Source organism: Arenicella sp. 4NH20-0111 (genome assembly GCF_040366405.1).
Classification (GTDB): Bacteria; Pseudomonadota; Gammaproteobacteria; order Arenicellales; family Arenicellaceae; genus Arenicella.
Genome location: NZ_BAABWF010000003.1, coordinates 273127 through 293613 on the forward strand (window position 1 = coordinate 273127; position 20487 = coordinate 293613).

At 46.6% G+C, this 20487-nt stretch carries 14 protein-coding genes; 11 read left to right on the forward strand and 3 right to left on the reverse strand.

Translation table 11 applies throughout. From position 1 onward, the window contains the following. Window positions 1-84 precede the first annotated feature (84 nt). The 3 genes from ABWW54_RS08570 to ABWW54_RS08580 are packed head-to-tail and all read left to right on the forward strand — an operon-like array spanning window position 85 to window position 3680. Complete coding sequence (locus ABWW54_RS08570; protein ID WP_353411833.1) at window positions 85-990, forward strand: DMT family transporter; 906 nt, start codon at window positions 85-87, stop codon at window positions 988-990. Further along, the gene (metC, locus tag ABWW54_RS08575; protein WP_353411834.1) at window positions 987-2183 is read left to right on the forward strand and encodes a cystathionine beta-lyase; all 1197 of its coding nucleotides are present in this window, start codon (window positions 987-989) and stop codon (window positions 2181-2183) included. Before ABWW54_RS08570 ends, metC begins: the two co-directional genes overlap by 4 nt. A 42-nt stretch (window positions 2184-2225) precedes the next feature. Continuing rightward, window positions 2226-3680: a Na+/H+ antiporter NhaC family protein gene (locus ABWW54_RS08580; protein WP_353411835.1), complete on the forward strand. Its 1455-nt coding sequence runs from the start codon at window positions 2226-2228 to the stop codon at window positions 3678-3680. A gap of 94 nt (window positions 3681-3774) precedes the next feature. On the opposite strand, the gene adk is transcribed toward ABWW54_RS08580, so the two are convergent. Then, on the reverse strand, window positions 3775-4431 hold the full coding sequence (adk, locus tag ABWW54_RS08585) for an adenylate kinase (protein WP_353411836.1): 657 nt from the start codon (window positions 4429-4431) through the stop codon (window positions 3775-3777). Window positions 4432-4845: 414 nt separating this feature from the next. Here adk and ABWW54_RS08590 point away from each other — a divergent pair, with 414 nt between their 5' ends. The 6 genes from ABWW54_RS08590 to ABWW54_RS08615 all read left to right on the forward strand — a co-directional run bounded on the left by ABWW54_RS08590 (window position 4846) and on the right by ABWW54_RS08615 (window position 14602). Then, window positions 4846-6660 (forward strand): AMP-dependent synthetase/ligase, encoded by a 1815-nt coding sequence (locus ABWW54_RS08590; protein ID WP_353411837.1) that lies wholly within the window; start codon window positions 4846-4848, stop codon window positions 6658-6660. Beyond that, window positions 6657-7364 carry an endonuclease I family protein gene (locus ABWW54_RS08595; RefSeq protein ID WP_353411838.1) on the forward strand — a complete coding sequence of 236 codons (708 nt, stop codon included), beginning with the start codon at window positions 6657-6659 and terminating at the stop codon, window positions 7362-7364. The genes ABWW54_RS08590 and ABWW54_RS08595 overlap by 4 nt, the downstream gene beginning before the upstream one ends. A gap of 95 nt (window positions 7365-7459) precedes the next feature. Then, on the forward strand, window positions 7460-8287 hold the full coding sequence (locus ABWW54_RS08600; protein ID WP_353411839.1) for an MlaD family protein: 828 nt from the start codon (window positions 7460-7462) through the stop codon (window positions 8285-8287). A 364-nt stretch (window positions 8288-8651) separates the two neighbouring features. After that, window positions 8652-11666, forward strand: a complete 3015-nt coding sequence (locus tag ABWW54_RS08605) for a TonB-dependent receptor plug domain-containing protein (RefSeq protein WP_353411840.1) — start codon at window positions 8652-8654, stop codon at window positions 11664-11666. A gap of 126 nt (window positions 11667-11792) precedes the next feature. Further along, window positions 11793-13724 (forward strand): alpha/beta hydrolase family protein, encoded by a 1932-nt coding sequence (locus ABWW54_RS08610; protein WP_353411841.1) that lies wholly within the window; start codon window positions 11793-11795, stop codon window positions 13722-13724. A gap of 92 nt (window positions 13725-13816) precedes the next feature. Continuing rightward, window positions 13817-14602: an alpha/beta fold hydrolase gene (locus ABWW54_RS08615; protein WP_353411842.1), complete on the forward strand. Its 786-nt coding sequence runs from the start codon at window positions 13817-13819 to the stop codon at window positions 14600-14602. Window positions 14603-14644: 42 nt separating this feature from the next. Here the strand turns inward: ABWW54_RS08615 and ABWW54_RS08620 are convergent, their stop codons facing one another. Next, entirely contained in the window at window positions 14645-16324 is a 1680-nt protein-coding gene (locus ABWW54_RS08620; RefSeq protein ID WP_353411843.1) for a glutamine--tRNA ligase/YqeY domain fusion protein, read from the reverse strand. A 99-nt stretch (window positions 16325-16423) separates the two neighbouring features. Next, on the reverse strand, window positions 16424-17482 hold the full coding sequence (locus tag ABWW54_RS08625; protein WP_353411844.1) for a mechanosensitive ion channel family protein: 1059 nt from the start codon (window positions 17480-17482) through the stop codon (window positions 16424-16426). Between the two features lie 150 nt (window positions 17483-17632). Here ABWW54_RS08625 and ABWW54_RS08630 point away from each other — a divergent pair, with 150 nt between their 5' ends. Further along, window positions 17633-18133 carry a (2Fe-2S)-binding protein gene (locus tag ABWW54_RS08630; protein ID WP_353411845.1) on the forward strand — a complete coding sequence of 167 codons (501 nt, stop codon included), beginning with the start codon at window positions 17633-17635 and terminating at the stop codon, window positions 18131-18133. Continuing rightward, window positions 18130-20409, forward strand: coding sequence for a xanthine dehydrogenase family protein molybdopterin-binding subunit (locus tag ABWW54_RS08635; RefSeq protein ID WP_353411846.1), 2280 nt, complete (start codon window positions 18130-18132; stop codon window positions 20407-20409). The genes ABWW54_RS08630 and ABWW54_RS08635 overlap by 4 nt, the downstream gene beginning before the upstream one ends. Window positions 20410-20487 lie beyond the last annotated feature (78 nt).

Here is a 20487-nt window from a genome sequence, read left to right on the forward strand (position 1 = left end):
CTATAATTACATACAGTATTGAGCATTTTCAAGCGATATATTTGTTGCTTGTGTTCGCTTGCAGGTATGCCATACCATGCACGGATGACTTCACCACAATCTTCTCAAAAGAGGGCCACTTTATTCGGCTTGGCGACGGTACTATGTTGGTCGACGGTTGCGACTGCATTTAAAATGAGTCTCGTTTATTTGACGCCATCACAACTCATTTTCATTGCCACTATTGTTTCGGCGTTGTTTCTCTGTTTGGTGTTGAGTATGCAGGGGCGGTTATCGGAGCTTTGGTCACAAAAGGCTCAAGTTTATCGGCAGTCATTTTTCTTTGGGTTACTCAATCCAACCTTGTATTACTTGCTGTTATTTTGGGCGTACGATTTGTTGCCGGCTCAAGAGGCGCAAGCGATCAATTTCAGTTGGGCGATTGTGATGACGTTTATGGCCGTGCCGCTTTTGAAACAACGATTACATTGGTATGACTTTCTTGCGGCGATTTTCTGTTATTTGGGCGTATGTTTGATTGCAACTAGAGGTGATTTGTTAAGTTTCGAGTTCGACAGTTCATTTGGTGTTTTCTTGGCTCTTATGAGTACCTTGGTATGGTCTCTTTATTGGATTTTGAATCGAAACGATAAAAGAGAGCCTGTGTTAGGCTTATGCTTAAATTTTTTATGCGCATTGCCGGTCATCGTTATATTTAATCTAATCAATGGAACGCTTACATTCAATGGAGTTCCGCTACAGGGACTATTGGGTGGTGTGTACGTCGGACTTTTTGAGATGGGGTTGGCCTTTCTTCTATGGCTGTCAGCAATGAAAAAGGCCGAGAATACCGCAAGGCTGGCAAACTTAGTCTTTATCACGCCGTTTTTGTCTCTGTTTTTTATCTCCACGTTTTTAGGAGAGACAATACTCCCCAGCACTTTTCTAGGTTTGAGTTGTATTATTCTTGGCTTAGTCGCACAACAGTGGTTCTCACCTAAGTCAACATGAAAAAAGACACCAAGCTAAACACCACGCTGGACACCAAGCTAGTCAATGCAGGCCGGCATAAGAAATTCACTGGGTCAGCCGTAAACCCTAGCCTTGTTAGGGCTTCGACCATTGTCTTTGACTCGGTGGCTGAAATGTCGGAAGCCGCTCGTGGTAGAGATGATGGCGTTGCGTATTACGGACGTCGAGGTACAAGTACAACGTTTGCTTTGTCTCAAGCCATGATCGATTTAGAGAATGCCGCTGGGTGCTACGTTTACTCCTGTGGAACCGCCGCGATTACTTCTTGCTTATTGTCTTTTCTATCCGCCGGTGATCACCTATTAATGGTTGATTCTGTCTATGAACCAACTCGAGAATTTGTGGATGAAACGCTTACTAGATTGCAAATTGAGACGGATTATTACAATCCATTGCTCGGTGCTGATATAGAACACCTGATTAAGTCGAACACCAAGGTGATCTTTATGGAGTCACCCGGTAGCCTCACGATGGAAGTACAAGACGTGCCGGCCATCTCACGTGTGGCTAGCGCGCACGGACTGGTCACCATGATAGATAACACTTACGCCACGCCGTTCAATTTTCGCCCTCTCGATTCGGGAGTGGATATTTCAATTCATTCTGCTACAAAGTACCTGAGTGGACATTCTGATGTCATGCTTGGCGTGGCGAGTGCGAATGAGCGGACTTGGCGCCAGCTTCAGAAAAACAGTTATCAACTGGGGCAATGTGCCTCGGTCGATGACTGCTATACCACTTTACGGGGCTTGAGGACGTTACCCGTCCGTATGAGGCAGCATAGCGAAAATGCGCTGAAACTTGCTAGCTGGCTGTCCAGTCATTCGTTGGTTGATCATGTTCGGCATCCTGCATTGCCCACCTGCCCAGGTCATGAATCATATAGCGCTGATTTTTCCGGTGGCAATGGATTGTTTTCATTTGTTCTCAAGGAATTCAACACCGATGCGTTGACTAAAATGCTAGACAGTTTTTCTTATTTCAAATTGGGGTTTTCTTGGGGCGGGTATGAGAGTTTAGTGCTGTCGGCCACTCACTTCTCCAAGCGCAGGACAGCAACTGACTGGCATGCCACAGGCCACCTAGTTCGATTGCACGTAGGGTTGGAAGACTTTGAAGATTTACAAGCTGATCTGGCAACAGGTTTGAACACGTTTCAGGACAATCTATGATCATGTACGCCTATAGACTCCATAAAAGAGAGGCATTTAAGTATGACTGAATTTCCACAATGGCTTTCTTTATTGCCTCCATTAACTGCGCTGCTGTTCGTTTTATGGAGAAAAGAAGTCGTATCTGCGTTGCTAGTGGGTTTATTTGTCTCAGAAGTCTTACTCAGTTTCCAAGCCGGAAGTTTTAGCTTGTTGGGCAGTTTCATTGCCACTGTCGAGCGCGCTGTGGCTAAGTTAAGCGAACCAGGCAATGCGCGCCTGCTGCTGTTTAGTTTGCTCATTGGTGCTTTGTTAGCCTACATGCGCTTTTCTGGCGGTGTGAGTGCGACCGTCAATAAGATGATCAACGCGGGCGTGGCCAGTAATGCTCGCCGCACAGGTATGATGACCTTCGGTACGGGTGTGGTTGTTTTCTTGGAGTCAAATTTAAGCGTGCTGACGGCGGGAATCGTATCCAGAGGTTTGTTTGATAAATTTCAAATGAGTCGGGAGCGCCTCGCTTATATTATTGACAGCACATCAGCACCAGTTTGCATCTTGATATTCCTTAATGGCTGGGGAGCGTTCGTGATGGGGTTGGTCGCGCCGTACGATATCGGAAAGACGCCAGCGGCGTTAATGCTCGGTGCGGTGCCCTTTAACGTTTATGCGATCTCAACCTTATTAGTTGTTTTGTATACGGTTTGGAGTGGACGTGTTTTTGGTCCACTAGCTCGAGTCGAGTTGTTGAACAAACAACGTCAGTTTGAGCGCGATGATGATAGGCAGGATGGAGTGAGTGAGGATAACGGAGCGCAAGGTCGAGCAAGAGACATGCTCGTACCGTTGTTGGTATTGGTGTTCAGTATGATTGGGTTTATGTACCTGACTGGGAGCGCCTCATTGGGTTCATCAAATGACGGTTTTACGGTTTCGCAAGCCGTGCTTGCCGGAAGCGGATCAAAGTCGGTTTTATACGCTACTATCCTGGCGACGCTTGTTTCCTTTTTCATGCTGATCAGTCAACCTCGATTTACCCATCAACAGCTGATGAACGAAGGCTTTAAGGGGATTTCTGAATTACTCCCGTTGGTCGCCATCTTGTTTATGTCCATTTGCTTAGGCGCGAGTGTGAGAGAACTGGGTACGGGCGAGTTTATTGCTGGCTTGGTTGCTGACTACTTGCCGCTGTGGAGTGTTCCAGCGATTGTGTTTATCGCAGGGGCTTTCGCCGCCTTTACCACTGGCACGTCGTGGGGGACTTTTGCCCTGATGGTTCCCATTGCCATGCCTATTGCGTTAAATCTGGGGGTGTCTCCCGAGCTGATGCTGGCAGCGGTGTTGGGCGGTGGTGTGTTTGGCGATCACTGTTCACCCGTTTCAGATACCACTGCGGTATCTTCTTTGGCGGCTGGTTGCGATTTGTTGGATCACGTTAAAACACAGTTGCCTTACGCTTTAGTCTGCGGTGGTTTTACCGTAATTGCGTATCTGCTGATCGGCGTTATGAGTGTTTGAGTGTTTGAGTGTTTGAGTGAACGTGCAAATGCAGCAAAGCCTCAGCGGACAATCACTCTGAGGCTTTAGATAAAAGTGCTATTGTTAACTCAGGCTAGCTTTCTAGCGATGAGAAAACCTTTGCTTTAATGTCTTCAACGGCTCCGATGCCATCGATTTTTGCGTAGCTAGGCGCGTTGCCTTCGCCGCTAGAAGCAAAAGACTGATAATACTCAATCAGTGGTTCAGTCTGTTCATGATAGACATCTAATCGCTTTTTAACGGTTTCTTCTTTATCGTCGTCTCGCTGAACTAACGGTTCCCCCGTTACGTCATCAATGTCTTCAACCTTAGGCGGGTTGTAAATAACGTGATAGGTTCGGCCCGAGGAAAGGTGGGCTCTGCGACCGCTCATTCTTTTAATGATTTCATTGTCGTCTACACTGATCTCTACGACGAAATCTATATCGATGCCGAGCTCTCTCATTGCGTCAGCCTGAGGGATTGTTCTAGGAAAACCGTCGAGTAGATATCCATTTTTACAATCGGCTTCAGCGACTCGATCCTTAACCATGCCGGTGATAATTTCATCAGAAATCAAACCACCTTGATCCATTATCTTCTTGGCTTCTAAACCCAGAGGGGTGCCGGCTTTGACGGCAGCTCGAAGCATGTCACCCGTTGAAATCTGCGGGATGCCATATTTTTCTGTAATAAAGGTTGCCTGAGTGCCTTTACCAGCACCTGGCCCGCCTAGAAGAATGAGTCTCATATATCTATCCGGAGTTGAATACTCTCTGCTCGACTTGCGCCTTACATTGAATGAAAGTGGTTTCAGGGAGAAATGCGCTGAATTGGCGCACTTTTCAAAGAGCCGCGTAATTTAGCACAAATATTGGGCAATTCCCAAGCTGTGATAGTAAGCATTCGTGCAGATAATACTAAAGTAGCACATGGGTATCACTTCAATAATGAGACTAATGGATGATGACCTGAGGTCATGGAAAAGCTAAACTACACTTTTGGTCACACGACAGATGCAGAGATCGCTGTTTTTATGTGACCACACAAACAATTTAAAACACAAATCTGGCGTACTCTGAACGTTTAGCCAGATCATTGGTCTAGCACTGTGCACTCAAATTCGAATAATAAAACGGCTACTAATTATCCTCAGGATGCGCTTTTGAATACAGAAGGCGTTGACATGATTAATGGTCAGGACGTACACACCCTTGACGAGTTGTTTCGTGAACGCGTTCGGAGAAGTAACAACGCAATCGCATACTCGCAATGCCCGCCAAGATCGAAGGAGTGGCAAAACATCACTTGGGCTGAACTTGCTGGCGAAGTCGAGCGATGGCAATTAGCGTTTAAAGACAGTGGTCTGCAGAAGGGTGATCGCGTGGCCATTTGTTACAGAAACAGTATTGAGTGGGTGATTTTTGATCAAGCTGCACTAAGGTTGGGGTTGGTGGTTGTGCCACTTTATACGGCGGACCGAGCGGACAACGTCGGTTATGTCATTGCTGATTCGCAAGCCAAATTAGTATTGTTTGCGAATGTCGCGGCTTGGAAGAAAGTCGAAGAGTGCGAAGAGTGTACAGAATGCGTCGAAACTGTGTTGATCATAGAGGGCGAGAGTTCGAATGAAATCAAGACTATTCACGATTGGCTCCCAGCAACGGGCGCTCACCTAGAGCGAGGAATGGCACAGCCTGACGACTTAGCCTCTATAGTTTATACCTCTGGAACAACGGGTCGACCCAAAGGGGTAATGCTGTCGCACAAAAACATGTTGTCCAATGCTTATTGTGGCATGCGTAGCGTGGCGTTGACTCCGAGAGATCGACTGTTGAGCTTTTTGCCTCTGTCGCATACGTTTGAACGAACCGTTGGGTACTACGCGGCAATGATGTCGGGCGCTCATGTTACGTTTAATCGTTCTATTCCAGAGCTGGCGTCGGATCTAAAGATTGTCAAACCAACCGTAATGATTTCCGTGCCACGCATTTTTGAGCGGGTACACAATCAAATTTACACGGGTCTTAAGAAAGAAACGGCTTTCAAGCAAAAGTTGTTTCATCTGGCTGTAAAGGCCGGCTGGGCGAGATTTTGTTACCAACAGAAAATCTCGAAATGGCGACCTTTAGTACTTCTGGCCGGCGTCTTAGATCGCTTGGTAGGCGCCAAGGTTCGAGATAAATTGGGTGGCGAGATGAATTATGTGGTTATTGGTGGAGCGCCAATGCCCGTCGACGTCGCCAAGACATTTATAGCGCTCGGTATTCCTTTGTTGCAAGGGTTTGGGTTGACTGAATCAAGTCCTGTTGTAAGCGTGAACACGCCGGAAGCTTGCCGGCCGGACTCAATTGGTCTGCCGCTTCGAGGTGTGACCGTTAAACTTGAGGAAAATGACGAGCTCTGGGTTCAAGGTGACAACATTATGTTGGGGTATTGGAGGAATCAGGAGGCGACCGATAATACGATTGTGGAAGACGCGAGTGGTCGCTGGTTAAAAACTGGCGATAGAGCCTCAATCGATGATGATGGCTTTATTAGGATTATCGGGCGTATTAAAGACATACTGGTAATGGCTAATGGAGAAAATGTGCCGCCAACGGATATTGAAGCCGCGATTATGCGTAACCCTTTATTTGAGCAGGTCATGGTGTTAGGCGAGGGGAAGTCATTTCTGTCGGCTTTAGTTGTGTTAGAGAAAGAAAACTTCGCGGAACTTTGCGTTCAGCATGGTTTTGATCCATCTGACACCGATAACTCTAAGTTGAACGCCGTGTTAGTTCGATTGGTCACCAACCAAATGAGTAAGTTTCCTGGATACGCTCGAATTCGTAAGGTCTATGTTTGCCCGCATGAATGGACGGTAGAGTCTGGATTAATCACGCCGACATTGAAGATTAAGCGGGCGTCGTTAATGGCCGAATATAAGGAACAGATCGATGCGATCTATCAAGGCCATGGTGTTGTGACGTCTAAATGAAAGCAGCTGGTTGTTTGATTCTTCTTTGTCTTACGTTGCTTACTGCGTGCGATCAATCTCAGCCGCTCGCTACTGACAAAACGGGTATTCAAGGGAGCCCTCTTAAAGATTATGAGGCCGCAAGAAAGGTATTTTGGCGTGATGTGTACTCCGGCGAAGTAACTTCGCTCTATTGTGGAGAACGGTTTTCAAGTCGGAAACGTCGTGGTTACAATGTAGAACACGTATTTCCTATGTCTTGGGCTGCCAAGAGCCTCAAATGTGGTAAACGTAAGCAGTGTCGTAAACGGTCAGCTCAGTTTAATTTGATTGAAGCGGACATGCATAATCTCTATCCTGCGAGATCGGATGTGAATCATGAGCGGTCCAGCTATCGATTTGGATTAGTCGGGGGAGAAAGGCGCCAGTTTGGCCAGTGCGATTTTGAAGTTGACTACCGATCTAGGGTTGCCGAGCCCGCCATGAGTGTCAGAGGCGACGTGGCCAGAGCCATGTTTTACATGGCGCTTAGATACAAAGATCAGGGTTTGAAACTATTCGACAAGCAAGCACGACTTTTGCTCACTTGGCATGAGTCTGACCCTCCAAATCAAGAAGAACGACGTCGCAATAAAGCCATTTTTAAGATACAAAACAATCGCAATCCCTTTATTGATGATCCTGAGTTACTCAGTGATTTGTATAAAAAAGGAGCATTTAGGTAGGCTCCAACCGTTATCCCTAATAATTGGTCATTAAAGGCCAGTACGGTCTCGCGAAATGCTAGGCTATCAGGGTAATCGTTATGGGTGGATTTGATATGAGTAAGTTGCAATTTTTAATGATCGGGCTGGTTTTGTTGTTAAGCGCATGCACTAATGATGGCGTGTTAATAACAACTAAATTCGCCAACACACAGGATATCAAGGAAGGAACATCGGTGTATTTGGGGAGTGATGTGGTTGGTGTTGTCGACGACATTTCATTGACTGAGCACGGCTCGGTAGTTCAGCTAGAGCTTGATCAAGAATTGGCGGTGGGTGTTGATAGTAAGGCGGCGGTGGTCGTCAACCGGCTTCGAGAGGGGGCTCCGTTGGAGCTTCATAATCCGCCCGGTTCGGTCAAGATACCAGTTCAGGACGGACAAAATATCGAAGGCTTGGACTCGATGATCCAGCTAGTCGGATGGGGCATTGGCAGTTCAATCGACGCTGGCTCGCAAGGATTGGCTGCGATTAGCGAATACCTCAAAAGTGATGACTTTGAGCACGATAAAGCTCAAGCAGGCATTGCTTTAGATCGCGGCTTAAAGGCAGCCAAAACGGGACTTCAAGACGCGGAAAAAGAGCTGGTAAAAACGATGGCCGACATTAACCTCACGGAAGAAGAGCTTGCCGAAGTTATCACGGAGCTCGGTGAGGAAATGGGGCCAATGGTGAAGGAGCTGGCCGCCAGTGGTACAGAGTTGCTCCTTGAGTTAGAACGTTTTGCGGAAAACCTAGAACATTCAAGCCCCGCCGAGCAGCGTTCTGGAGAATTGTTTTTCAACAGTCTTACTAAAGCCTTAGAGGACTTGAATCACAGTTTTGAAGAAGGGGTTGAACAAGGCAGTAATTCGGCAGATTTGGAATTTGATCCCAACAATTAGCTTTCTGTATGGATTTGCACTAGGAGAGAATGCACTTTCTGTGCTTTTGGCGCCTTAGTCATTCTATGCCCCGAATCAAACGTTAGATTGATAGGGTTTCTCCTTTTCTTGAGAAATATCGTTCGGTTGAACCTTTCCGGATTGTTACAGGTAGTTTATTATTTATTCATCGCACGTACAGAGACATTTTGACCAATAACAGTTGTGGCGCTTACTTAAAGTCCGCGCTCCCTGTGTTCTTAGGTGCAGCGAAATCCACGAAGCTGACAAAAGTGCTGAGCTAAATGCCAGCAAGATAACCGATAAATTCAATTGAATTTTTAGTGTTGGCTGTTTTGAAATAATAATAAAGAGTGATAACCCTATGAAAACAAAAAGGTTCGCGCGGACAAAAATGTCCAGCGTTATATCTGTTTTACTAGCTTCCTCAACTACCTTGTCTGTGGCTGCTTTTGCCCAAGAGACGGAAGCTGATACTCAAACCCAACCAACAGACGCCGTCGAGCAAGTGACGGAAAACCAAGCACAACAAGTAACCTCAGAAGCGGAAGAATCTGCTCAAGAAATTGAACAGATAGTTGTAACAGGCTCTAGAATTAAACGTGATGCGTTTAGTTCAAACGCGCCTGTCACGGTAATAACTAGCGAGCGTTCAGCACTTGCTGGGCTGCTAGATACGGCCGACATTCTACAAGGGTCAACCGTAGCGTCTGGGCAGCAAATTGACGATTCTTTCTCTGGGTTTGTCACTGATGGTGGGCCAGGTGCCAATTCTGTGTCGCTACGTGGCTTAGGAGCGCAGCGTACCCTTGTGTTAGTTAATGGTAAACGCTGGGGGCCTTCTGGTATCCGCGGTTCGGTCAATTCTGTTGACCTTTCGGCCATTCCATCGTCAATGATTTCTCGGATTGAGATCTTGAAGGATGGCGCCTCTTCTATATACGGTGCCGATGCGGTAGCCGGTGTTGTCAACGTCATCACCAAAGAACGCCAAGATGGCTTTCAAATGAACGCGGCTTCATCGCTCCCATTTGATGGTGATGCCGAGGAATTTGGTCTTAACTTGGCATGGGGCAAAGTGGGTGACGATTGGTCTGTAAGCTTTGCAGCTGATTTTAACAAAGTAGAACGCTTAGTCAGAGCTGATCGGGACTTCTCTAGTTGTGATCGTCGACCACGTATCACGGATCAAGATGGCGATGGTACGATTGATAACCGTGATCCTGCGACGGGCGAAGAACTGTGTTTTGGCGCTATCTACGGTCTTGTGTCTGGGCCATTTGGGTTTAGTCGCTTTGATCCCAGTTTAACCCCAGGTACGGGGCCAGAAAATCCAAACTTTGACCCTACCATTAATGGTGCTTTTGGCATTCCATTTTTTACCGGCGTAGATGAAGGCCCGTTGGATAATCAAGGTGCGTTCTATAGAGATAATGACATTGAGTATCAAGCTGCGCAAATTGTGCCTGACTCTGAAGCAATTTCGTTGACGTCGTTTGGTGAGAAAGATTTGGACTTATTTGGTCGAACGTCGACAGCGTATTATGAGTTTTTCTACAATAAGCGTGAAACGCAGGCCAACGGAGGGTATCAGCAACTGTTTCCTAGTGTTCCTGCAAGTAACCCAACCAATCCATTCGGTACCAGCGGACCTCTTGCGGGTTTTGGAGGTTTCTCAGCGATACCGGTCATGATGAGTTGGAATGTGCTTGATCCGGTGCAAGACATCGAAGTGGAGAGAACACAAACTTTTGTTGGACTCAAAGGCGACATCAGTGAAACATGGTCATACGACGTCACACTAGGATACAGTCAATCTTCTGGTGAGTATCGATCACAACGAATTCTAGATGACCGTTTGACCGCGTCGCTCGATGCGGTGTTCGACGGCAGTGGTAACCTAGTTTGTCGCGATCCTTCGGCTTTTGGAGGGTGTGTGGCAGCGAATTGGTTTACTGCTGAGAACCTGCTTAATGGTAATTTCTCGCAAGAGTATTTAAACTTTATTCGTAAGGATACCGTTGGTTCAACAGACTACGAAAGCGTTCAACTTTCTGCTTACGCGACTGGCGATTTGTTCGAAGTCTGGGGCGGAACGGTGAAGGCGGTGTTTGGTGTGGATACTCGTCGTGAAGAAATTGATGATCAACCGGATCCTGAAGCACAGCGTGATAATATTTTTAGCACGACCGCAGCGGGGCGTACGAAAGGCGACGATACAGTTCGTGAAGCGTTCTTTGAACTTGATATTCCTTTGATTTCTAAGGCTAAGTTTGTTGAAGAGTTGAACGTGAATTTTGCTGCCCGTTACACCGATTATGATTCTTATGGGTCGGATGTAACTGAGCGTGCTCAAATTAATTGGCAAGTTAACCCATCTGTTCGATTAAGAGCAACGTCCGGAACTTCATTCAGAGCACCGGATTTGTTTGAGCAATTTTTAGGTAATCAAACCGGGTTTCTACCTGTGGGCTTAATTGATCCGTGCATCAACTATGGTGCAGAGCGTCGGCCTGGCGATCCGGTGTATGACAATTGCGCAAGCTTAGGCATTGCTGAGGATTTTGGCACGGGTGGTGGTATACCTTCAGTACGAACAATAACCGGTGGAAATACAGAGTTAGAGGCTGAAACGTCAGATTCAACGACATTCGGAATTGTGCTAACGCCAGAAGGCACTAACTTTTCTCTCGCGGTTAACTACTTTGATATCGAAATTGAAAATTCAGTATCTCGTCCGACTGTTGGATTTGTATTAGGTGACTGTTACACCAGTGTGGGTTTTTCAAGCCCATTTTGTTCTCGTATCGCAAATCGAAGTCCAGAAGGCTTTCTGACGGATATTGATGCTTCTCTACTAAATGTGGGTATTGAGCGTTCGAAGGGTTACGACCTGGATATGACATACCGTAAAGAGTTTGACTCCTTTGAAATAACGGCCGACTTAACGGCAACTAAGCTGGATGAGCAATACACTGAGCTTCTCGGTGAAGAGTTCGAGCTAGAAGGTCGTTGGGGCTTTCCTGAGTATACTGGTCGTTTAGATTTGTATGCGGACTGGAAAGATTGGAGATTCTTGTGGGGCATGAACTATATTGGTTCATCTGAAGAGGAAGCTGTATTCGATCCGGGTACGACTAATCGTGATCGCTTTAATGCGACGGATAGTTACCTCTATCACACTTTATCAGCTCGTTATACTAGCCCAAGTGAATGGCAGTTTATCGCGACAGTAAGGAACTTGACTGAAGAAGAGCCGCCGATCGTTTCTGATGGTCAGCAGTCTGATTCAGCGACTAGAGTATTTAATACGCTGCCAGGTGTTGGTTACGACTTAATTGGTCGTACACTAGTATTGCAATTCAGCAAAAAATTCTAGATTTGCTTTGCATCACTTCACCACCTTTGTAGTGGTGTGAGCTAACAAAATGGCGCGGGCGTGAAGCTTCGCGCCATTTTGCGTTTTGATTAATGCGCCTCTTTAGAGGTAAGTAGGATTATAACTATGCATAAACTATTTCAATATTTTACCGGTAAAGGTATGGCGGCATTTATTGTCGCTTTGCTTGGTATGTCTGGTGCAGCTAATGCTGAGAAAATACCCCTGCAAGCCTGGATTCATGACCCTGTTATTTCCAGTATAGAAACCAATCCAAGTGGTACTAAATTGGTTGGTTTAACGTTGACGGATGTTAATAAAGCGCCCGAAATTACAGTTTGGGATCTTGCTGACTTGTCTAAGCCACCAATTCGATTTGGCCCCAAAGATATCAAGCCTTTGTTCGTCAGTTGGCTAAATGACGAACAGCTGTATGTCTATGGAAGGCAAAAATATGATATTCGAGCCTCAGGTCGATTTATAAAATGGTTTCGCGATAAAGTCTATATTGTTGATGCCAAGGGCAAGAAAACACGTGAAATTCTAGCAAATCGTGAAAAAGTAGGCGCTCGACTCATCGATACCTTGCCGTTGGATAAGGACAAGATTTTGGTGAGCGCAACTAATTTAGAATTTGCTGAAGACTTCTTTGAAATTAATCTCAAGAACTTTGCCGCCAAGCGAATTTATCGAGGGTCGCCAGAGAACTCAGTGATTCTCGATCCCAATGGCACTGTGATGGGCAAGACTTACTTTGAGGGAGGAAAGCCAGGAGCTCGAATCGAATTCTCTTATAGAAATCCTGAGACTGGGGAGTGGGATGTTCACCACACCTTAATGGCTAAGGAGCGCGAGGGAATGCAACCGGTTACGGTTGATCTAGATGGAAGAACTGTCTACATGGCGGACAATACCGGTACCGATAGAACGGTGCTTAAGAAGTACGATATCGTGACTAGAGAGCTCAGTGAGCCGATTTTTTCGGGTGACTTTGAAGCAGCTGACGTTATTCAAAGCCGCCTTCCTGAAAATTACGGCAAGGTCATTGCGTATGTTGGTCAAGGTGCTAAGACGGTGGTTAATTATGTTGATGAGGATGCAAAGAATCTACAAGCCATGCTTGATTCAGTGCTTCCTGAAGACCAAGATCACCGCATAGTTTCTCGTTCAAACGATTCCAGCGTAATAGTGATTCGATCGTCGGGCCCTAAAGAGCCTGGCAGTTATGCTCTGTTGCTCAATAAAAAGGAGTTGTTACCTTTGGGGCGTTCATACCCGCAAATTGACTCGAGCAAAATGAGCGACATGAAGTACGTTGAATATAAAGCCAGAGATGGTTTGGTGATACCAGCGTATTTGACGAAACCCAAATATGGCGAAGCACCGTACCCAACGGTGATCATGCCTCATGGAGGACCGTGGGCACGAGATCGCTATGGCTGGGATATGTGGGTCCAGTTTCTTGCCAATCGGGGTTACGCCGTGTTGCAGCCGCAATATCGTGGTTCCGAGGGTTGGGGACAAAAGCTTTGGCGGGCAGGTGATAGAGAATGGGGACAAAAAATGCAGGACGACAAAGACGACGGTGCTGCATGGTTGGTCAAAGAAGGCGTTGCCGCAGAAGATAGAATCGCCATGTATGGCTACTCTTACGGTGGATACTCCGCCATGGCTGCGGTGGTTCGACCCAATTCGCCTTATCAATGCGCCATTTCTGGAGCGGGTCTTTCTGAACTGAGGACGTTTGACAAAATCACGTTTGAAGGGGCGTTTGGTCGGGAGTTTCAAAACCCATCGATCGCCGGACTATCTCCGTTTGACCATGTAGAGGATGCGAATATTCCTTTGTATATCTTTCACGGTGATCGTGATCAGAGGGTCCCAGTGGACCAGTCTCGTAAATACTACAAAGCACTCAAGAAGGCTGGGAAAACGGTTGAGTACAATGAAATTCCGGACCTCTGGCATAGTTTGCCCTGGTGGCCCACTCATCACGTGAATGTATTGTCTAATATTGAGGAGTACTTAGCCGAACGTTGTGGGCCTGGTGGGCTATAGAGTGTTGTATCTGGGCTATTCGTTTACGGGTAGCCCAGCTTTTTAGGCCTTATTAAGGAACCGTTTAATTTGAAGGTTTTATGAACGACTCAATGACATTTAGCCCCGCCGACACAACACCGTTTGCCGATCACTTTAGATTTGATCGCGGGGGTATTGAGCATTCTGTGTTTGTAAAGGGTGAAGGCCCCGGTGTTTTATTGATGCATGAGCTGCCCGGAATGATGCCAGAGTTTTGGCGTCTGGCGAATTGGTTGTCCGAACATTTTACTGTTTGGGCGCCAGATTTGTTTGGTAACGATAGTTCTCATACTCCAGCAAAACAGGGCTTATTGACGTTGAAAGCCTGCATCAGTCGAGAAATACACTTGTTTGCTGATAACGATCCAGGCCCTATCACACAATGGTTGAGAGCGCTGGCTCAAGAATTGCACCAAAGGGTTGGTGGTAATGGTGTTGGAACCATTGGCATGTGTATGACGGGTAATTTTGCTCTGACCTTAGCATTGGATCCCTGGGTTACCGCGCCGGTGGTGTCGCAACCGGGAATTCCAGGCAGTACGCCGTTTAAAAATCGCGATGGCGGGCTGCAAATGACAAGCTCTGAAAAAGGGCAATTAGCGGGTCGTGACGTCGATGTAATGGGGTTGCGATTTGACGGCGACAAATTTTGTAAAGCCGCTAGATTTGATGCGATTCGATCGGTGATCGGGGAAGACAGGTTCTTTGAGAACGTACTCCCAGACTCCGCTCGTAAACCTAACGGCCGTTTAAAGTTTCCGCATTCAGTGTTGACGACCGACTTGGTGGATGAAAAAGACAGTGTGACTAAGCAAAAATTGGCTGAAGTAATTACGTTTCTTAAAAGTCGAGTGTGATGATCTGCAAGGTGGTTTGTGTAACCACCTTGCATTGCCTCGTTAGCCCTTGGCTTTTGCCCAGGTGTCTCTCAGACTGACGGTCCTATTCATTACCAGTTGCTGCTCGGTATTATCCTTTTCATCAAAGCAAAAATAGCCTACACGCTCAAATTGGTAGCGGTCATTTTGGTCGCCCTGAGCGACACTTGGCTCGAGCTTGGCATCCGGGTACACGTGCAGAGAGTCTGGGTTTATCAATGAGACGAAGTCCTCACTTGCGCCAGGGTTTGGCTCGCTGTAAAGACGATCGTATACTCGAACTTCGGCGCTCAAAGCGTGTTTGGCGCTAACCCAATGAATAATGCCCTTGATTTTACGCCCATCCGGTGTTTTTCCTTTGGCGGTCAAAGGATCGTAAGTGCACCGTAATTCGATGACATTGCCATCGGAATCTTGAATGACCTCATTGCACGTTATTGCATAACCGTATCGCAATCTAACTTCACGTCCTGGGCCAAGACGGAAGAACTTAGCTGGCGGATCCATCATGAAGTCATCTTGGTCGATGAATATCTCTCGGCCGAAGGGAATTTCGCGAGTACCCATGCTCTCGTCTTTTGGGTGGTTTTTAACCGTGAACGTTTCTGATTCGCCTTCAGGGTAATTGGTGATGACTAGTTTTAACGGTTTGAGTACGCCAAACACACGTTTGGCTGAAGCCTCTAAGTCCTGTCGAATGGCGTTCTCCAAAACGGTCATTTCAATAACGCTGTCCTTTTTTGTAACACCGATTTCTTCACAAAAGTTTCGAATTGACGCGGGCGTATAACCTCGACGTTTTAAGCCGACTAAGGTGGTTAGTCTTGGGTCGTCCCAACCGGAGACGTGACCGTCCTTTACTAATTGAATCAGTTTTCGTTTGCTCGCAACGGTGTATTCAAGATTAGAACGCCCAAACTCAATCTGTCTGGGCATAAGCTTGTTTGTTTCACCGTTAAGGTTTTCATCAATGTCTATATTTTCAAGAACCCAATCGTAAAGCGCGCGATTATCTTGAAATTCCAACGTACAAAATGAGTGAGTAATACCTTCTAACGCGTCAGAAATACAATGTGTGAAATCATACATAGGATAGATACACCACTTGTCTCCCGCACGATAATGATGTGCGTAGCGAATGCGATAGATGATGGGGTCTCGCAAGGTGATGTTGGGAGATGCCATGTCTATTTTCGCGCGCAAGGTGTATTCGCCTTCGTCGAACTCTCCTGCGCGCATTTTCTCAAACAGCGCCAAGTTTTCCGAAACTGAGCGCGATCGACTTGGACTGTCCTTTCCTGCTTCCGTTAACGTGCCACGATACTCTCGCATTTGTTCGGCATTCAAGTCGTCAACGTACGCGAGGCCTTTTTCAATTAACTGAACGGCAAACGCGTGTAGCTGATCGTAATAATCTGAAGCATAACAAAGCTTATCCCATTCAAATCCTAGCCAAGCTACGCTGTCTCTGATGGACTCAACGTATTCAATATTTTCTTTTTCAGGATTGGTGTCATCAAAACGTAAATTGCATTTTCCACCGAGATCCTTAGCCAACCCAAAGTTTAAGCAGATGGACTTTGCGTGTCCAAGGTGTAGATATCCGTTGGGTTCAGGTGGGAAGCGGGTGTAAACGTACTCGTGCTTGCCATTTTTGATGTCGTTTTCTGCAATGCTGCGTAAAAAATGATTTTTACTCATTTGGTATCTTTTCTATATTGGGGTGTGGATGCGTCGCGCGCGTACAGCGCGGCAATAGACTGAGCATTATATAGTGTGCGAAGCCCAGTGCTAATGAAATTAGCTTGATTGTTCTGTGATTGTCACGTTGTTGGATTGTAAGTCTGGTGTCGAGAGCGAAATGCCGGATCGAATTGATTCTTCAAGGATATAAGCTCGAAAAATCTGTTTGATGGCCAGCAATCGTTTAACGTCTTTGATGTAGTAATACACAGCCCAAGTCACCGCGTAGTCAGCCGTGTCGTAGACCATGATTTCAGGTGCGAACTGCTCCTCACGAGCGCCTTCCGCTTTGTCGCATTCGATAAATGCTCGTTGAATCATGCCCTCAACATCCGACTTTGAATGTTCATACCCAATATTAAAGAGCATTAACTCTCGTAAACCTTTAGCGGACGCGAAACGTGATAAGTTTTGAATTCCAAAATCTCTCAGCTTGTTGTTTCTAATCATTAAGCGGTGATTGTTTGACAAGTCCAATAACTCGGTGTGAAAAAGTTTGGTTCGAAAAACACTGGCGATAATTTTGTCGCCATCCATATTAAATTGAACGACATCTCCTTCTTCACATAATCGGCTGTTGAGTATGATTAAGCCAGCTATGATATCGGGAGCCCACGCAGCCTGCGTCATCGCGAGTGCGATACCTGCGATTCCTAAGGCACCACCAGCCTCCAACAAAGAGTTAAAACCGAGTATGCGTAAACAAGAAATGAGCGCGATTAGAGTTACGACGGTAGCAACAATTAGACTCAGGCCGCGGCTAGAGTAGGTGTCCGAGATTGAAGTTGAGTTGTTTGTTATGCGCTTCTTGCCGAAGCGTTGTCGTACGAAAAAATTGATTATTTGGGTTGCAACAACCGCAAAGTAAAGCACCATTAAAGAACGTGTGATCTGAGACGTCACCTCGCTCTTGTGTTGCAAAAGGTACGCGTCAGTGAGAATCGCTATGATGATTAGCGCATTTAAAATGCGCATCATGCTCGCGCGCGTCGTCACTCCGTCTGAGTCATTGAGTAGTGAGCAGATTGGGCGAGCGGCAAAAAATAACAATGCGCTTACTGAAATGGTGACGAGGTCGAGTTCGCTGAGCGGGCTCAGAATTAATGGTAGGTTCATGCGCAAGGATTATACGTTAACTGTTAATGCGAGCAATTTTTAGCGACTGAATTTGAATGACGATCATCGTAATATATAGTTTGTTACTATGTTTATATTACACTGGTTTGTGATTCCAAAACGAAACCGATCTGCCGGGAGAATAAGATTGTGATTAAATTGACTTTAAATGGGAGCCAAGTTGAGCTTGATGCTGACCCTTCTATGCCATTGCTTTACGCCATTCGAGATATTGCTCAACTAACCGGAACCAAATTTGGTTGTGGGTTAGGGCTTTGTGGAGCATGCACTGTGCATCTGGATGGCCAGCCAGTGCGCTCGTGTGTAACCACCGTCGCCGCCGCCGAAGGTAAAATGATCACAACGATCGAGGGATTAGAAGTTGATGGGCAGTTACATCCTGTGCAAGCCGCGTGGATTGATCACAAGGTACCTCAATGTGGGTATTGCCAGAGTGGCCAAATGATGAGTGCGGTTGCTTTGTTAGAATCGAACCCTAATCCCAACGATAAAGAAATTGAAGAGGCAATGCAGGGAAATATTTGTCGTTGTGGTACCTACCCTAGAATTCGTAAAGCGATAAAACAAGCTGCTCAAACACAGTCTGGTGCGTCGATACTGGTGGAAAATGGTAACGAGGTGAAAGTATGAGTACTATCAAACTATTGAATCGACGGGAGTTTCTGGCTCTAACAGGGCGGACTGGAGGCGCATTTGCGTTGGCCGTAAGTGCTCCGGTGTTGGTTGCTTCTTCAACTGTTGAAGCTAAAGCATTAGAGCAAGACGGAAAACAACTTGGTGTGTTTGTTTCTATTGCTCCCGATGGTAGCGTCGAAATCATTTGTCACCGCATGGAAATGGGGCAAGGGATTCTCACAAGTACACCGCAGATTATTGCGGAGGAGCTATGCGCGGATTGGGGGAAAGTAACGGCGGTATTAGGTAATGCGGATCCGGCCTATGGGAATCAAGGGACGGGTGGTTCCGCCTCGATACGAACCCATATCGAACACACTCAGCGCATGGGCGCTGTGGCCAGAGATATGCTTGAGCAAGCGGCAGCTAAGCGCTGGGGTGTTTCTAAAGCGGAGGTGAAAGCGAAAGCGCATCATGTCGTTAATATGAAAAGCGGCGATCAAATCGGCTTTGGGGATTTGGCGCAGTCGGCAGCGGCACTTCCCGTGCCAGATCCAAAGACGGTTTCATTGAAACCAAAGAGCGAATACACCATTGTCGGCAAAGACGTCTCGTTGCAAGGTTTAGAAGATATCGTCAGAGCAAAGGCGGTTTATGCGCATGACATTCAATTACCAGGTATGTTGATTGCGAGTATTGAGCGTCCTCCAGTGGTTGGTGGAAAAGTGAAATCTTTTGACGCGGCTCAAGCGAAGAAAGTGGCTGGCGTGGTGGATGTGGTTAGGTTGAAAGATCGAAGCTATCCCGTGCAAGTGTTTCCTAAATCAGGCGTGGCGGTGTTGGCGACGAATACCTGGGCCGCGATGGAAGGCAGAAAGAAATTACAAATTGAGTGGGATCATGGGGATAACGCAACTCATGACTCAGAGGCTTATAAAAAGGAATTAGTTGCGAAGGTCAATACGAAAGCTAAACAGGTTCGAGTCGTGGGTGACGTATATGCGCATGAATTTGACCCAGCAAAGACCGTTGAAGCCACTTACACGGTGCCATATCATCATCATATGTCGATGGAAACTCCGGCGGCGACAGCGCATGTGAGGGCCGATAAAACAACGGTCTGGACGGGAACTCAGTCACCTCAGTGGGGCAAAACCTTGGTGCTTCAAGAGCTCGGAATGGACCCAACCAACGATCAAGATAAAGTGGACTTTAATACGACGCTGATGGGCGGGGCGTTCGGGCGAAAAAGTAAAAACGATTACACGTTAGAGGCTGTAGAACTCTCTAAGGCCACTGGCAAGCCTGTGAAGGTTGTTTGGAGTCGAGAAGATGATGTTAAAAATGGTTTTTATCATTCAATCGCTGCAAACTATATGAAGGCTGAGCTTACAGATGACAACCGAAGTGATCATTGGATTCAGCGAGTGTCGGCGCCGCCGATAGCCTGGATTTTTGACCACAACGCGACTTACTTGCGAGACATGGCCTTGTCCCTTGGTTTTGCCGATGTGCCGTTCGCGGCAAAAAATATGTCCTTTGAAAATCAAGAAGTGACAACACACGTTCGAACGGGCTGGGTCCGGTCAGTTGGCAACATCAATAATCATTTTGCATTGGGAAGCTTTGTCGATGAGTTAGCTGATAAAGCCGGTATACCCACTCATACCATGTGGAACAATCTATTCGGCGACGATCGTCTATTCAATCCTCGTGAGGAAGGCTTCGAAGGGTATTCTCACTATGGCCAAACAGTGGATAAAGATAACCAAGACTACGTATTGGATATTGCTCGATTTAAGGCCGTGCTCAATCGCGTCGTTACCGAGGCGAATGCAGATGAAAGTCTGCCAGAAGGGCAAGGGTGGGGCATCAGCGTTTCTTATAGTTTTAATTCTTATGCGGCGGCGGCGACTAAAGTACAAGTGAAAGACGGTGTTGTGACGCCACTAGAGATGCATACTGCAATAGATTGTGGCTTGGTGGTCACACCTGATCGGGTTAAGTCTCAAATGGAGGGCGCGATGATAATGGGGCTATCCATGACTCTTGAGAGTGAAATTACAGTTAAAGATGGGAAGATAGTTCAGAGTAATTTTTACGATTATCCTGTATCTCGTATGGATAAAGTGCCGCCAATGTTTGTGCACATTATGGAGTCCGATAATGCTCCAGGTGGGGTTGGAGAGCCAGGTTTGCCTCCGATTTTACCGAGTATTACGAATGCTATTTTTCGTGCTAGTGGAACGCGGGTGCGAGATTTGCCAGTGAATAAGGTGTTGAAAGTCTGATTTTTCTATACGCGTCTCGGGTAGGTGGTCAGTGAGCACTCATCCCGAGGCGAATACTTATGTCGTAGTCAGTGGAAT

What these genes read in the sequence shown, in the direction of transcription:
- ABWW54_RS08570 (WP_353411833.1), top strand. Translation starts at nt 85, where the DNA reads ATGACTTCACCACAATCTTCTCAAAAGAGGGCCACTTTATTCGGCTTG.
- metC (WP_353411834.1), top strand. Translation starts at nt 987, where the DNA reads ATGAAAAAAGACACCAAGCTAAACACCACGCTGGACACCAAGCTAGTC.
- ABWW54_RS08580 (WP_353411835.1), top strand. Translation starts at nt 2,226, where the DNA reads ATGACTGAATTTCCACAATGGCTTTCTTTATTGCCTCCATTAACTGCG.
- adk (WP_353411836.1), bottom strand. Translation starts at nt 4,431, where the DNA reads ATGAGACTCATTCTTCTAGGCGGGCCAGGTGCTGGTAAAGGCACTCAG.
- ABWW54_RS08595 (WP_353411838.1), top strand. Translation starts at nt 6,657, where the DNA reads ATGAAAGCAGCTGGTTGTTTGATTCTTCTTTGTCTTACGTTGCTTACT.
- ABWW54_RS08600 (WP_353411839.1), top strand. Translation starts at nt 7,460, where the DNA reads ATGAGTAAGTTGCAATTTTTAATGATCGGGCTGGTTTTGTTGTTAAGC.
- ABWW54_RS08605 (WP_353411840.1), top strand. Translation starts at nt 8,652, where the DNA reads ATGAAAACAAAAAGGTTCGCGCGGACAAAAATGTCCAGCGTTATATCT.
- ABWW54_RS08610 (WP_353411841.1), top strand. Translation starts at nt 11,793, where the DNA reads ATGCATAAACTATTTCAATATTTTACCGGTAAAGGTATGGCGGCATTT.
- ABWW54_RS08615 (WP_353411842.1), top strand. Translation starts at nt 13,817, where the DNA reads ATGACATTTAGCCCCGCCGACACAACACCGTTTGCCGATCACTTTAGA.
- ABWW54_RS08620 (WP_353411843.1), bottom strand. Translation starts at nt 16,324, where the DNA reads ATGAGTAAAAATCATTTTTTACGCAGCATTGCAGAAAACGACATCAAA.
- ABWW54_RS08625 (WP_353411844.1), bottom strand. Translation starts at nt 17,482, where the DNA reads ATGAACCTACCATTAATTCTGAGCCCGCTCAGCGAACTCGACCTCGTC.
- ABWW54_RS08635 (WP_353411846.1), top strand. Translation starts at nt 18,130, where the DNA reads ATGAGTACTATCAAACTATTGAATCGACGGGAGTTTCTGGCTCTAACA.